The organism is Streptomyces sp. DSM 42067, assembly GCF_055792885.1.
The window spans coordinates 1,643,328-1,655,584 of sequence record NZ_CM147706.1; the positions used below are offsets into that span (position 1 = coordinate 1,643,328).

A 12,257-nucleotide genomic window follows, 5' to 3' on the forward strand; every position below is an offset into this window, starting at 1 on the left:
CGATTCCTTCTGTCGTGGTGTGGGGGTGTCAGAGATTTCCGGCGCCCGCGCCGGACGTCACCGAGGCGACGACGGACGAGCCCGGCTCCGCCGTATTGCTGCAGGGCGGGTTGATGACGGTGCCGACCCGCGAGATCCCGGTGGCGGCTCCACCGAGATCGTTGCCGCGCGGGTTGGCGTGACCGTCGAGGTCACCGCTGCGGTTCGTGGTGATCGTGGTCTTCCTCGAGCGGAAGACGTTGTTCTCGACGAGCGTCTGGGCAGCCACGCGCACGTGGCCGACGGTGTCGGCGCCGTACACGTAGTCGTTGCGGCGCGGTGGCGTTTCCGCCGCCGGTCGTCCCGGCGCCGAATCCGACCAGCGTGGTGTCGGCAGCCCCGGCCGACCGCGGCACGGCGAGGCGGCGGCTGCCGCTAGGGCAGCCGGTGCGGCCGCCAGGGCTGGTCTTTGCGCTTGTGTACGTGGGGGGTCGGTACGCATGCGGGTGTGTCCCTTCAGCAGGACTGATGGGCCATCTATGTGAATGACGTACGCCTTGCTGATCGTTGTGCGCGGGCAGCATGACCCGAGTCGGAGGCCTGGGTGCGCCCAGGACGTGCACTTCCGCAGGTTTCCCCAGACAGCGAAGGCTCCGGTGGCCGCCATGCCCTGTGCACCATGGTCGGTCGGTTCACACTGCTGAACGGACCGTAGAAGGCAAGCGCTTTCTAGTCAACGCTTTACGCAGACGACATTCGGCCGCATTCGGATGGCCTCCAAGGACGCCTCGCGACCGCGCACTGTCGCGGACGGCCGCCGTGCTGGAACCCTATGTTTCCCGAGGACGCAGCCGGCTTCGCCTCATGACTGTGACGATCGAGACGGCTGTCTATCCGTGGTCTGGACTCGGTGGGGCGGTGTCGTTTGAGGTCGTTTCAGGTTTGCTGTGGAGGACTTCGCGGGCCTGATCGGCGGCGCGGGTGATGCTTTCGCTCATGAAGTCGAGGAAGCGGGCGATGTTCTCCAGGCGGGTGGCGGCCGGGGTGTGGGGGCCGAGGATGGCGACGCCTTGGCGTGCGGTTTCGACGAGCTGGTCGTTGGATCGGGCGCTGGCGATCGTCGCCTGGTAGAAGAGTTCGTCGTCGACGACGTAGCGGTCGCGGCGGCGTTCGTCGCGTTCTCGGCGAACGAGGCTCTGGCTCTCCAGGAAGGCGATCGCTTTGGAGATGGACGCCGGGCTGACCTGGAGGCGCTGGGCGAGTTCGGACGCGGTGAGGCTGCCCGCGTCGGTGGTGAACAGGCAGGTCAGCACCCGGGCCGGCATCTTGGCCAGGCCCGAAGCCATGAGGACGGTGGTGAACGTCTCCTCGTACTCGACGACGGCCTCGGCGTCGCGTCCGTGCGGCTGGGGGACCGACTCCGGTCCTCGGGAGGAGGCGGGCCTTCGCCGGTGGGCGCGGCGTTCGGTGGCGCGATGGGCCAGGTCGGCGCGGTAGGCGGTGGGGCCGCCGTTGCGCATCACCTCACGCGTGATCGTCGACGTCGGACGGTCGAGGCGTCGGGCGATCTCGGCGTAGGGGAGGCTGTCGGCCAACCCCAGCGCGATCTGCTGACGTTCCTGCTGGGTGAGCCTGCCTCCCGGCATCGCGATCTCCTTGGTGATCCTTCACGGCGGTCCCTGGTCCACCCACTATAGCGTTCACATCTCACCCATTGCAATGATCAGAGCGGTTGACGTTGCGTTACCTTCAAGACTGTTGCAACAGTTTCTGGGTCGCCATCTGCGAAGATGCCGATTATATGCAACAAGCATGTTGCCGGTTTCTGGAAAGCAACGTAGCGTTTCCGGTGTCAGAAACAACGAGCGAGCACGGGAGAGCACGATGCAGAAGTTCGACACCCCCGCCCCGATCTCCGCCGTCCTGGACATCCCCGCGGGACGCATCCAGTTCATCGCCGCAGACCGCGCCGACACCACCGTCGAGGTCCTGCCCGCCGACCCCTCCAAGAGCCGCGACACCAAGGCCGCTGAGCAGACCACCGTCGCCTACGCCGACGGCGTCCTGCGGATCACGGCCTCGACTCCCGACAACCGGCTCTTCGGCCCCTCCGGATCCCTGGAGGTCACCGTCCAACTGCCCGCCGGCTCCCGCATCGAGGGCAAGGCCGCCAGCGCCGAGCTCCGGGGCGTCGGACGCCTCGGCGACGTCGCCTTCGAAGGCGCGTACCGCCAGATCAAGATCGATGAGGCCGCTAGCGTCCGGCTCACTGCGATCGACGGCGACGTCGAGGTCGGCCGGCTGGGCGGCCCCGCGGAGATCAGCACCGCAAGGGGCGACATCCGGATCACCGAGGCCGTGCGCGGCACGGTCGTGCTCCGCACCCAGTCCGGCGACATTTCGGTCGCCGCCGCCGCCGGCGTCTCGGCCACCCTGGACGCCGGCACCGACTACGGCCGCATCAGCAACGCCCTCAAGAACGATGGCACCGCGGAACTCGACATCCGCGCCACCACCTCCCACGGCGACATCACCGCCCGCAGCCTCTAAAGACCGACCGGCAAATGGGGGTGGGAGAAGGAGCAGAACCAGGACTGTCCGGCCGGGCCCACCGCGATCGAGATCCTGTCGGTCGTCGCCGAGGGCGCGGCCGGCCGTCCCGAGGGGCCTGCGATCCAGGTGCAGGGCCTGGAGAAGTCGTACAAGACGCTCTCACGCGACCAGGGGGAACACATGGCGAAGAACAGCACTTCCTCGACCAGTTCGAAGTGGACCGGCATGGTGCCGGTTGACGATACGGCCCTGGCCGTCACCGACACCGGCGGTCCCGGTGTCCCCGTGGTCTACCTCAACGGCCAGTTCGCCACCCAGGGGTACTGGCGGCGGGTCATCGCCGAACTGGGGACGGGGTGGCGGCACATCACCTACGACGAGCGGGCCCGCGGCAAATCGAAGCGTTCGGCGGACTATTCCTTCGAGGCAGCCGTCCGGGACGTCGATGCCGTTCTCGCGGCCAGGGGTGTGGACCGGGCGCTGGTGGTGGGCTGGTCCTACGGGGCGTTCGTCGGGGCGCACTGGGCCGGCCGGAATCCGGACCGTGCCTTGGGCGCGGTCCTGGTCGACGGCGCGTTCCCGTACGACTGGCTCGACGAGGCCATGGAACAGCCGATCCGGAAGCTGTTCCGGCGGTTGGGCTGGTTCCTGCCGCTGCTGCGCCCGACGGGCCTGGCCCCGCGGATGACCGCCGAACAGCAGGCGAACAGCAACATCGAGCTCGGCAAGCTCTCCCGCGAGCGCGAGCTGGGCCCCGTGCTGGAGAACATCACCGTCCCGGTGCGGTATGTGGTCGCTTCGGGGACGTCCTTCGGAAGCCGCGGTGATGAGCAGGAACGGATACGCACCAGCCTCGATGCGGTGACCGCCCACAACCCGAACATCCAGATCAGCGCGAAGGTCGCCAGCAACCACGGTGCGATCCTCAAGAAGGACTCGCCGGCCATCGCCAAGGCCGTACACGAGGTCGATGCCCTCGACCGCGGGAGGCGCTGAAGACACGACCAGCGGACTGACGACACCTACACGTCCTCGCCACCGTCGCGTCCATTGTCATCATCGTCCAGCTCGACCGCGTCCGTCCCGCGCAGGGGCCGCAGTCCTTCGCGCGGGACGGACGCGGTGATGCTGCAGCGGCCGAGCACGCTGAGGTTGCGGTGCACCGCAGTACCGATGTCCCCCAAGGCCCGGCAGGCCGTGAGAAGGAGCGCGGCAACTGCGAGGTCTGGCTGCGTCACCACTGATAGGGGAGGAACTTTCCGTCGAGGACCACCACGACGCGGTCTCCGGCGGGGTCGGGGACACGCTGTACGTCGAGACGGAAGTTGATGGCGCTCATGATGCCGTCGCCGCACTGCTCGTGGATGAGCTCCTTGATGGTCGGCCCATAGACCTGCAGCACCTCGTAGAACCGGTAGATCGTGGGATCCACCGGGACGGCGGCGTCCAGCGCACCACGGGTGGGTTGGAGCTGGAAAGCGTCGACGGCGTCCTTCCCGAGGTCGAGGAGTGACGCCGCGGCCTCGGCCTCCGCCGGACTCATCGGGTGCTGGCCAAGGAGGGCGGCCGTGGTCCACGCGACGGGCCGGCCGACCGCCTCGGCCAGCTGGGCCCAGGTCACCCCGAGCCGCACCTTGGCCGCACGGACCGCCTCCGCGGCTTCCTGCTTGGTAGTGATCATTTGCTGCTCCTCGTGTCGGTGATCCCGAGCGCCTCTGAGGCGCTGGGTGACATGGCGCCCACGACGCGCCAGCCCTCGGGAAAACCATGCCCGCGACGGCCGGGCCACGCCCGTTACCACTTCGCAAGTGAACGTCGTGCCGACGACGGCGAACCGGTCCCCGAAGGTGACGATCTTGGTGCGGCCCAGCGTATGGTCCAGACCGCGCAGGGAGCGGGAACGCCGGAACGCACCGCCGGACTCCGCCGGCTGGACTCTGCTGTGGTCGCACAGCATCTCGGCGGGCGCCTGGAACACCTACGCCGTGGGCATCCACACCTCGAGCACGGCATCCTGCGGCTGGGTCGAGCTCCACTTCAACGGCGACCGGCAAATCTGCTGCCTCGGTTCCTCGGCACGGAAACCGCTCGCCAGACAGGCCGGCGCTCTGCTTGGCTCGACCCATGAGTGATCTTCACATCCGCTGCGCCACCCTCTCCGACATCGACACCGTGTTGCAGTTCTGGCGCGAAGCCGCGGAAGGAACGAGCATCAGCGACGACTACGACGGAGTGGCCCGACTCATCACAAGAGACCCCGAAGCCCTGCTCCTCGCAGAGCGCGACGGCGTCCTCACAGGGACCGTGATAGCCGGGTTCGACGGATGGCGATGCTCCGCCTACCGACTCGCCGTACGCCCGGACTGCCGACGGCAAGGCATCGCCACCGCCCTGCTGGAAGCGGCAGAACAACGATTCATCGCCCTGGGCGGTCGACGGGTCGACGCCATGGTCCTGGAAGCCAACGAACGGGCACACCACACGTGGGCTGCGGCTGGCTACCACCGCGAGGACCACTGGCGGCGCTGGGTCAAGCCGCTGGCCTGAGCCGGCCCGGCCCCGGCCGCACTCCGGACCGCCGCACCGGCCTGCTCTCGCGAGCACCGGCCGGACCATCCAGGTAAGCCCGCCAAGGGGACACGCGCATCACTTTGCTGATCCTTTACCATGGGTGGAACATTCGAACCTCAGGAAAGGTGTGAGCGTCCGCCCATGGGCGAGCCTCCCAGTACCAGACATCGTGCACTGCCCCCGGCCCTGCCTGACCATGGGACGGAGGTGACCCGATGACCGAACTGCTCCTGCTCGCCGTGGCCGTCCTGCTCTCGCTGGCCTGCGGTGCGTTCGTCGCAGCGGAGTTCTCGCTCACCACCGTGGAGCGCGGCGAACTCGAGCGCGCCGTGGAGCGAGGCGAGCGCGGCGCCGCCGGTGCCCTGAAGGCCGCGCGGAACCTCACCTTCCAGCTGTCCGGCGCACAGCTCGGCATCACCGTCACCAACCTGGTCGTCGGCATGCTCGCCGAGCCGTCCATCGCCAAGCTGATCGCCGGCCCGCTCCAGTCCCTCGGCATCTCCCGAAGCGTCGCCTCGTCGACGGCCCTGGTCATCGGCACTGCCCTGTCGACCGTCTTCCTGATGGTCGTCGGCGAGCTGGTGCCCAAGAACTGGGCGATCTCCAAGCCGCTCGGGGTCGCCAAGGTCGTGGCCAATCCGCAGCGCTGGTTCAGCGCCGCGTTCCGCCCGTTCATCGCGCATCTGAACAACACCGCGAACCATGCGGTGCGCCGCCTCGGCATGGAGCCCGCCGAGGAACTCGCCTCCGCCCGCGGGCCTCAGGAGCTCGTGGCCCTCGCCCGGCACTCCGCCAAGGAGGGCGCGCTGGAGGCCGACACCGCGGAGCTCTTCGTACGCACGCTCAACCTCGCGGATCTGACCGCGGAGAACGTGATGACGCCGCGTGTGCAGGTCATCGCGCTCGAGGCGCAGGCGACCTGCGAGGACGTCGCCAATGCGACCCGCGCGACCGGCCTGTCCCGCTTCCCGGTCTACCGCGGCAGCCTCGACTCGGTCATCGGGATCGTCCACATCAAGGACGTGCTGTCCGTGCCGGCCGAGCGCCGCGCACGTACTCGCGTCACCGAAGTGATGCGCGAGCCCCTGTTCGTCCCCGAGTCGCTGACCGTGGACCGGCTGCTGGACCGGTTGTCCGGCAAGCGCACGATGGCCGTGGTCATCGACGAGTACGGCGGCACGGCCGGCGTCGCCACCCTGGAGGACATCGTCGAGGAGGTCGTCGGCGAGGTGCGCGACGAGCACGACCCGCACGAGACGCCCGACCTGGCCTCGGCTGGGACGGACGAAGACGGCCGGCCGCTGTACTCGGCCGACGGGGCCGCCCGTACCGACCAGCTCGTACGCGTCGGGCTGCACGCGCCCGAGGGGCCGTACGAGACGCTCGCCGGGCTGGTCGCCACCGAGCTCGGCCGTATCCCGCAGGTCGGGGACCGTGTCGACGTCGACGGCTGGCGCCTCGACGTGGTCGACGCCTCGGGCCGACGGGCCGCCCGCGTCCTGCTGCACGCACCGACGACCATCGATGACACGGAGGAGGGGCGATGACCGCCGTCCAGCTGCTGATCGCCCTGGCGACACTGGTCGTCAACGCCTTCTTCGTGGGCGCCGAGTTCGCGCTGATCTCGGTCCGCCGCAGCCAGATCGAGGAGTACGCGGAGCGGGGCGCGCGGCGCGAGCAGCACAGTCTGCGCGCGCGCAGCGTGCTGTGGGGACTGGAGCATGTGTCGGCGCTGATGGCGGCCGCGCAGCTCGGCATCACGCTGTGCACGCTGGTGCTGGGTGTGGTCGCGGAGCCCGCGATCGCGCATCTGCTGGAGCCGGTGTTCGACGCGGTCGGCGTGCCGCACGGCCTGGTCCACCCGATCTCGTTCGTGATCGCGCTTGTCGTCGCGACGTATCTGCACATGCTGCTCGGCGAGATGATCCCGAAGAACGTCGCGCTGGCCGAGCCGGTGCGCACCGCGCTGCTGCTCGGCCCACCGCTGGTGACGCTGGCGCGGGCGCTGCGCCCGGTGATCTTCACGATCAACGCCTTCGCGAACGCCCTGCTGAAGCTGCTCCGCGTGGAGACGAAGGACGAGGTGGCGGCGACGTTCTCGGACGACGAGCTCGCCCGCCTGGTCCGGGACTCCGGTGAGGCGGGGCTGATCGACGAGCGCGCCCGGGAGCGGCTGCACGACGCGCTGGAGCTGGGCCGACGTCCCGTACGCGACGTCGTCCTGCCGCTCGAGCGGCTGGTCTATGTGCACGTGGGCGTCACCCCCGAGCAGCTGGAGCGGCTCGCGGCGGAGTCGGGATTCTCCCGGTTCCCCGTGGTCGACGCCGGCCGCCGGATCGTCGGCTATCTGCACGTCAAGGACGCCCTCGATGTGACGCCGCGCGATCTGCCCTTCCAGATCAGCGACATGCGTTCCATCGCCCGGGTGCGCGAGACGACGCCGCTGGACGACGTACTGACCGCCTTGCGCGGCAGCCGCACGCACCTCGCGGCGGTCATCGGCTCGGACGGCCGCCTCGCGGGCCTGGTGACCATGGAGGACGTCCTGCGGGAACTGTTCGGCCAGCCGGTCTGACCGCGCTCCATCTGCCACCGGGTGTCTTCGCCACCCGGTGGCGTGGGAGGACGTACGGTGCCTCGCGTACAGCCTGTGCAGAGGTCCGGGAGGGGCGCACCCAGGCGCCGGGCACCCGCCCGCAGCGCGATAACATCGCTCCGCCATGGAGATCAATGCAAACTACACCAGTCTCGTCGCGATAGGCGACAGCTTCACCGAGGGCATGTCGGACCTCCTGCCCGACGGCTCGTACCGCGGCTGGGCCGATCTCCTAGCGGGAAGGATGGCGGCGCGGACGCCAGGCTTCCGGTACGCCAATCTCGCGGTGCGCGGCAAGCTCATCGGCCAGATCGTCGACGAGCAGGTGGACGCGGCCGCCGCGATGCAGGCGGACGTCGTCACCCTGGTGGGCGGGCTCAACGACACGCTGCGCCCCAAGTGCGACATGGGCATGGTGCGCGGGCTGCTGGAGGAGGCGGTGGAGCGCCTCGCCCCGAACTGCAAGCAGCTGGTGCTGATGCGCAGCCCGGGCCGGACCGGCCCGGTGCTGGAGCGGTTCCGTCCCCGCATGGAAGAGCTGTTCGACTGCGTCGACACGCTCGCGGCGCGACACGGTGCGGTCGTGGTCGATCTGTTCGGCGTGGCCGCCCTCTCCGATCAGCGGATGTGGGACGTGGACCGCCTGCATCTGACGCCCGAAGGACACCGCAGGGTGGCCGAGGCGGTCTGGCAGGCGCTCGGGTACGAGCCCGATGACGACTGGCGGGCGCCGCTGCCGGCCCCCGTGCCGCCGAACTGGGCGACGCAGCGGATCGCCGACGTGCGGTTCGCCCGTCAGTACCTCCTGCCGTGGATCGGCCGCCGCCTCACGGGCCGCTCCTCCGGCGACGGACGCCCCCCGAAGCGGCCGGAGCTGCTGCCGTACGAGGGCCCGATCGCGTAGGCCCCAGGGGCGCTCGTGCGGACGGGCGCCCCGGAGGCGATGCCTCTTCAGTCGGCGCAACGGACGCCCCGCACCCCTCTCGTAGCTTCCGACGAATCGGGCCCCGGCACTGGCCTGCAGGAATCGCCAGTAGAATTCCTCCACGTGACTGCGTCTGCGAAGCCCCGCATCCCGAACGTCCTGGCCGGCCGCTATGCCTCGGCCGAGCTCGCCACTCTGTGGTCCCCCGAGCAGAAGGTGAAGCTGGAGCGCCAGCTCTGGCTCGCCGTGCTGCGCGCCCAGAAGGACCTCGGGATCGAGGTGCCGGACGGCATCATCGCCGACTACGAGCTGGTGCTCGACCAGGTCGACCTCGGCTCGATCGCGGAGCGCGAGAAGGTCACGCGGCATGACGTGAAGGCGCGGATCGAGGAGTTCAACGCCCTCGCCGGCCACGAGCACGTGCACAAGGGCATGACCTCGCGCGATCTGACGGAGAACGTCGAGCAGCTGCAGATCCGGCTCTCCCTGGAGCTCATGCGCGACCGTACGGTTGCCGTGCTTGCGCGTCTCGGCAAGCTCGCCGGTGAGTACGGCGAGCTGGTCATGGCGGGCCGCTCGCACAACGTCGCCGCGCAGGCGACCACCCTCGGCAAGCGCTTCGCGTCGGCCGCCGACGAGCTGCTGGTGGCGTACGGCCGGGTCGAGGAGCTGCTGACCCGCTACCCGCTGCGCGGTATCAAGGGCCCCGTCGGCACCGCACAGGACATGCTCGACCTGCTGGGCGGCGACGCCGGGAAGCTCGCCGACCTGGAGCAGCGCATCGCGCACCACCTCGGCTTCTCGCAGGCCTTCACCTCGGTCGGCCAGGTCTACCCGCGCTCCCTCGACTACGAGGTCGTGACGGCGCTGGTCCAGCTGGCCGCGGGCCCGTCGTCGCTCGCCAAGACGATCCGGCTGATGGCCGGGCACGAGCTGGTGACCGAGGGCTTCAAGCCGGGCCAGGTCGGCTCGTCGGCGATGCCGCACAAGATGAACACCCGCTCGTGCGAGCGCGTCAACGGCCTCATGGTCATCCTGCGCGGCTACGCCTCGATGACGGGCGAGCTCGCCGGCGACCAGTGGAACGAGGGCGATGTCTCCTGCTCGGTGGTACGCCGGGTCGCGCTGCCCGACGCGTTCTTCGCGCTCGACGGTCTGCTGGAGACGTTCCTGACGGTGCTCGACGAGTTCGGTGCGTTCCCCGCGGTCGTCGCGCGTGAGCTGGACCGTTACCTGCCCTTCCTCGCGACGACGAAGGTGCTGATGGGCGCGGTGCGGGCGGGCGTCGGCCGGGAGCTCGCACACGAGGCGATCAAGGAGAACGCGGTGGCTTCGGCGCTCGCGATGCGCGAGCAGGGCGCCGAGCGCAACGAACTGCTGGACAAGCTCGCCGCAGACGCGCGCATCCCGCTGGACCGGGCCCAGCTCGACGCACTGATGGCCGACAAGCTGTCCTTCACCGGCGCCGCGGGCGACCAGGTGGCGGCGGTGGTCGCGCGTATCGAGGAAATCGTGAAGGCGCGCCCGGAGGCAGCCGGCTACACGCCGGGGGCGATCCTCTGACGCGGAGGAGTAATGGGCAGACGCGGCTGACTGCCGCGGATCTCGAGGCCGCCCGTGACCGCATCGTGCCCGATGTGGTCACGGGCGGCCTGCGCGTGCTCTTCTGCGGCATCAACCCCGGCCTGATGACGGCCGCGACCGGCCATCACTTCGCCCGCCCTGGCAACCGCTTCTGGCCCGTGCTGCATCTGTCGGGGTTCACGCCCCGGCTGCTGAAGCCGGCCGAGCAGGAGGAGCTCCTCACCTACGGCCTCGGCATCACGAACGTGGTGGCCCGTGCCACTGCCCGCGCCGACGAGCTGACCGCGGAGGAGTACCGCGAGGGCGGCCGCATCCTGGCCGGCAAGGTGGAGCGGCTGCGGCCACGGTGGCTCGCCGTGGTGGGCGTGACCGCCTATCGTGCGGCGTTCGGTGAGCGCCGGGCCGGGATCGGACCGCAGGAACGGACGATCGGCGGCAGCCGGGTATGGGTGCTGCCCAACCCGAGCGGGCTCAACGCGCACTGGACGGCGGCGACGATGGCGGAGGAGTTCGGCCGCCTGCGCGCCGCCTCCCAGACGGACATCCCTCAGGGCCTCGGCTGACGATCAGGGCTTCCGCGCTTCCGCAGACACCCAGGCTCCCGCCAACACTCAGGGCTTCCGCGCGACCACCCCGAACTGAGCGACCACCGGCGCCTCCTCAGCCGCGGCGTCCGGGCGCCAGCGGGCGCACGAGACGATGCCGGGTTCCAGGAGCTCCAGGCCTTCGAGGAAGCTCTCGACCTCGGCCTTGCTGCGGGCGGTGATCGGCGGCGTGGCGTTCTCGTTCCAGAACTTCATCGCCTCGGCATTGCCTTCGCCGCCCAGCTCCAGTGTGGGGTGGGTGATCACGAGATAGCTGCCGGAGGGCACGGCGTCCATGAGGCGCCGGACGATGGCGCGGGCCTCGTCGGTGTCCAGGATGAAGTTCAGGATGCCCAGCATCATCACCGCGACGGGACGGTCGAAATCGAGGGTCGCGGCCGCGGCCCGCAGGATCGCGTCGGGTTCGTGGGCGTCCGCGTCGACGTAGCTGGTGGCTCCCTCGGGCGAGCTGGTGAGCAGCGCGCGGGCGTGCGTCAGCACGATGGGGTCGTTGTCGACGTAGACGATGCGGGCGTCGGGGGCGATGCGCTGGGCCACCTCGTGCGTGTTCTCCACGGTGGGCAGTCCGGTACCGATGTCGAGGAACTGGCGGATCTCAGCCTCCCCTGCCAGGAGGCTCACCACCCTCCCCAGAAAGGCCCGGTCGGCACGCGCCACCTCGCCGATGCTGGGGTACATCGACGTCACCTGGTCGCCGACCTGCTCGTCCACCGGATAGTGGTCCTTGCCGCCCAGCCAGTAGTTCCACACACGGGCGTTGTGCGCGATGTGGCTGGCGATGCGCTCCTCCGGCGCCTGCCCGGTGCTGTCGCTCACGTTCGCTGCTCCTCCGTACGGGCCCTGACGGCCGCTTCCGTACCGGCTTGACGGTCGTTGCTTACTGGCCTGCCGACAGCCGCCGTACTGGCTGCTCGACTGCTCCAAGGACCAATGGTGGCACGGGAGTTGCACCCCGGGCCGCGTAGGTCATGGCGGGTCGACCTCGGTCACGGCGGCAAGAAGGTGAAAGGGCGACTCCTCACCCCATGGGGAGCCACCGAGCACAACCCAGCGCTCGTCGCTCCGCCACACCTGCACGTCCTGCACGCGTGTGCTGAGCATGTGCCACGGCTCCGGTATGTCCTCCCCGTCGGCCATGGCGCGATGCAGCACGCTGTAGAGGCTGACCGGAACGGGCGGCCCCCAGCGATGTGACAACCGCTCGGACAGCGCGACGCACTCGGCCTCGTACTGCTCCCGTGCCTCGAGCAGCTGAGAGCCGCCGCCGCCCCGGAATCCGTCCACAACGACTAATTCGGCTATGTGATACCCGGGACCGCAGAAGCCACCGTGCCACCTGCCGTGCTCGGCCGGGAACTCCCGGGAGCACAGCAGGAGGACGGTGTCCAGGTGCTGTGCGGTGCTCATGGTGTCCAGTAAACCGGCACGCACCGACAATTGGTCG

At 69.6% G+C, this 12,257-nt stretch carries 13 protein-coding genes and 1 pseudogene; 8 read left to right on the top strand and 6 right to left on the bottom strand.

Annotated features, from left to right (window positions below; genetic code table 11):
- Window positions 1–28 precede the first annotated feature (28 nt).
- Window positions 29–310 (bottom strand): annotated as a pseudogene (locus ACSMXV_RS07875) (pectate lyase family protein); the annotation flags it as partial.
- 559 nt (window positions 311–869) lie between these two features.
- The gene (locus ACSMXV_RS07880) at window positions 870–1,625 is read right to left on the bottom strand and encodes a helix-turn-helix domain-containing protein (protein WP_473176984.1); all 756 of its coding nucleotides are present in this window, start codon (window positions 1,623–1,625) and stop codon (window positions 870–872) included.
- 238 nt (window positions 1,626–1,863) lie between these two features.
- Between ACSMXV_RS07880 and ACSMXV_RS07885 the strand changes: the two genes are divergently transcribed.
- Window positions 1,864–2,529 (top strand): DUF4097 family beta strand repeat-containing protein, encoded by a 666-nt coding sequence (locus ACSMXV_RS07885; RefSeq protein ID WP_473176985.1) that lies wholly within the window; start codon window positions 1,864–1,866, stop codon window positions 2,527–2,529.
- A gap of 183 nt (window positions 2,530–2,712) precedes the next feature.
- The gene (locus tag ACSMXV_RS07890; RefSeq protein WP_473176986.1) at window positions 2,713–3,528 is read left to right on the top strand and encodes an alpha/beta fold hydrolase; all 816 of its coding nucleotides are present in this window, start codon (window positions 2,713–2,715) and stop codon (window positions 3,526–3,528) included.
- A gap of 26 nt (window positions 3,529–3,554) precedes the next feature.
- Here ACSMXV_RS07890 and ACSMXV_RS07895 read toward each other — a convergent pair whose 3' ends face one another.
- Together ACSMXV_RS07895 and cynS are read right to left on the bottom strand one after the other, a co-directional pair.
- Window positions 3,555–3,770 carry a hypothetical protein gene (locus ACSMXV_RS07895; RefSeq protein WP_473176987.1) on the bottom strand — a complete coding sequence of 72 codons (216 nt, stop codon included), beginning with the start codon at window positions 3,768–3,770 and terminating at the stop codon, window positions 3,555–3,557.
- Entirely contained in the window at window positions 3,767–4,213 is a 447-nt protein-coding gene (gene cynS / locus ACSMXV_RS07900) for a cyanase (RefSeq protein WP_473176988.1), read from the bottom strand. The genes ACSMXV_RS07895 and cynS overlap by 4 nt, the downstream gene beginning before the upstream one ends.
- Window positions 4,214–4,656: 443 nt before the next feature.
- Here cynS and ACSMXV_RS07905 point away from each other — a divergent pair, with 443 nt between their 5' ends.
- The 6 genes from ACSMXV_RS07905 (at window position 4,657) to mug (ending at window position 10,771) form a co-directional block, all read left to right on the top strand.
- Window positions 4,657–5,079: a GNAT family N-acetyltransferase gene (locus ACSMXV_RS07905; RefSeq protein ID WP_473176989.1), complete on the top strand. Its 423-nt coding sequence runs from the start codon at window positions 4,657–4,659 to the stop codon at window positions 5,077–5,079.
- A 239-nt stretch (window positions 5,080–5,318) separates the two neighbouring features.
- The gene (locus tag ACSMXV_RS07910; RefSeq protein ID WP_473176990.1) at window positions 5,319–6,650 is read left to right on the top strand and encodes a hemolysin family protein; all 1,332 of its coding nucleotides are present in this window, start codon (window positions 5,319–5,321) and stop codon (window positions 6,648–6,650) included.
- Window positions 6,647–7,678, top strand: coding sequence for a hemolysin family protein (locus tag ACSMXV_RS07915; protein WP_473176991.1), 1,032 nt, complete (start codon window positions 6,647–6,649; stop codon window positions 7,676–7,678). Before ACSMXV_RS07910 ends, ACSMXV_RS07915 begins: the two co-directional genes overlap by 4 nt.
- A 145-nt stretch (window positions 7,679–7,823) precedes the next feature.
- Complete coding sequence (locus ACSMXV_RS07920) at window positions 7,824–8,603, top strand: SGNH/GDSL hydrolase family protein (protein ID WP_473176992.1); 780 nt, start codon at window positions 7,824–7,826, stop codon at window positions 8,601–8,603.
- 144 nt (window positions 8,604–8,747) lie between these two features.
- The gene (gene purB / locus ACSMXV_RS07925; RefSeq protein ID WP_473176993.1) at window positions 8,748–10,187 is read left to right on the top strand and encodes an adenylosuccinate lyase; all 1,440 of its coding nucleotides are present in this window, start codon (window positions 8,748–8,750) and stop codon (window positions 10,185–10,187) included.
- A 65-nt stretch (window positions 10,188–10,252) separates the two neighbouring features.
- Complete coding sequence (mug, locus tag ACSMXV_RS07930; RefSeq protein ID WP_473176994.1) at window positions 10,253–10,771, top strand: G/U mismatch-specific DNA glycosylase; 519 nt, start codon at window positions 10,253–10,255, stop codon at window positions 10,769–10,771.
- A 48-nt stretch (window positions 10,772–10,819) separates the two neighbouring features.
- On the opposite strand, the gene ACSMXV_RS07935 is transcribed toward mug, so the two are convergent.
- Complete coding sequence (locus ACSMXV_RS07935; RefSeq protein ID WP_473176995.1) at window positions 10,820–11,629, bottom strand: SAM-dependent methyltransferase; 810 nt, start codon at window positions 11,627–11,629, stop codon at window positions 10,820–10,822.
- Window positions 11,630–11,779: 150 nt separating this feature from the next.
- Window positions 11,780–12,220, bottom strand: coding sequence for a hypothetical protein (locus ACSMXV_RS07940; RefSeq protein WP_473176996.1), 441 nt, complete (start codon window positions 12,218–12,220; stop codon window positions 11,780–11,782).
- Window positions 12,221–12,257: the final 37 nt, after the last annotated feature.

Bases quoted from the DNA above. Each gene is read 5' to 3' on its own strand.
- ACSMXV_RS07910 (WP_473176990.1), top strand. From the start codon at position 5,319: ATGACCGAACTGCTCCTGCTCGCCGTGGCCGTCCTGCTCTCGCTGGCC.
- ACSMXV_RS07890 (WP_473176986.1), top strand. From the start codon at position 2,713: ATGGCGAAGAACAGCACTTCCTCGACCAGTTCGAAGTGGACCGGCATG.
- ACSMXV_RS07880 (WP_473176984.1), bottom strand. From the start codon at position 1,625: ATGCCGGGAGGCAGGCTCACCCAGCAGGAACGTCAGCAGATCGCGCTG.
- ACSMXV_RS07905 (WP_473176989.1), top strand. From the start codon at position 4,657: ATGAGTGATCTTCACATCCGCTGCGCCACCCTCTCCGACATCGACACC.
- ACSMXV_RS07885 (WP_473176985.1), top strand. From the start codon at position 1,864: ATGCAGAAGTTCGACACCCCCGCCCCGATCTCCGCCGTCCTGGACATC.
- ACSMXV_RS07940 (WP_473176996.1), bottom strand. From the start codon at position 12,220: ATGAGCACCGCACAGCACCTGGACACCGTCCTCCTGCTGTGCTCCCGG.
- ACSMXV_RS07920 (WP_473176992.1), top strand. From the start codon at position 7,824: ATGGAGATCAATGCAAACTACACCAGTCTCGTCGCGATAGGCGACAGC.
- ACSMXV_RS07915 (WP_473176991.1), top strand. From the start codon at position 6,647: ATGACCGCCGTCCAGCTGCTGATCGCCCTGGCGACACTGGTCGTCAAC.
- cynS (WP_473176988.1), bottom strand. From the start codon at position 4,213: ATGATCACTACCAAGCAGGAAGCCGCGGAGGCGGTCCGTGCGGCCAAG.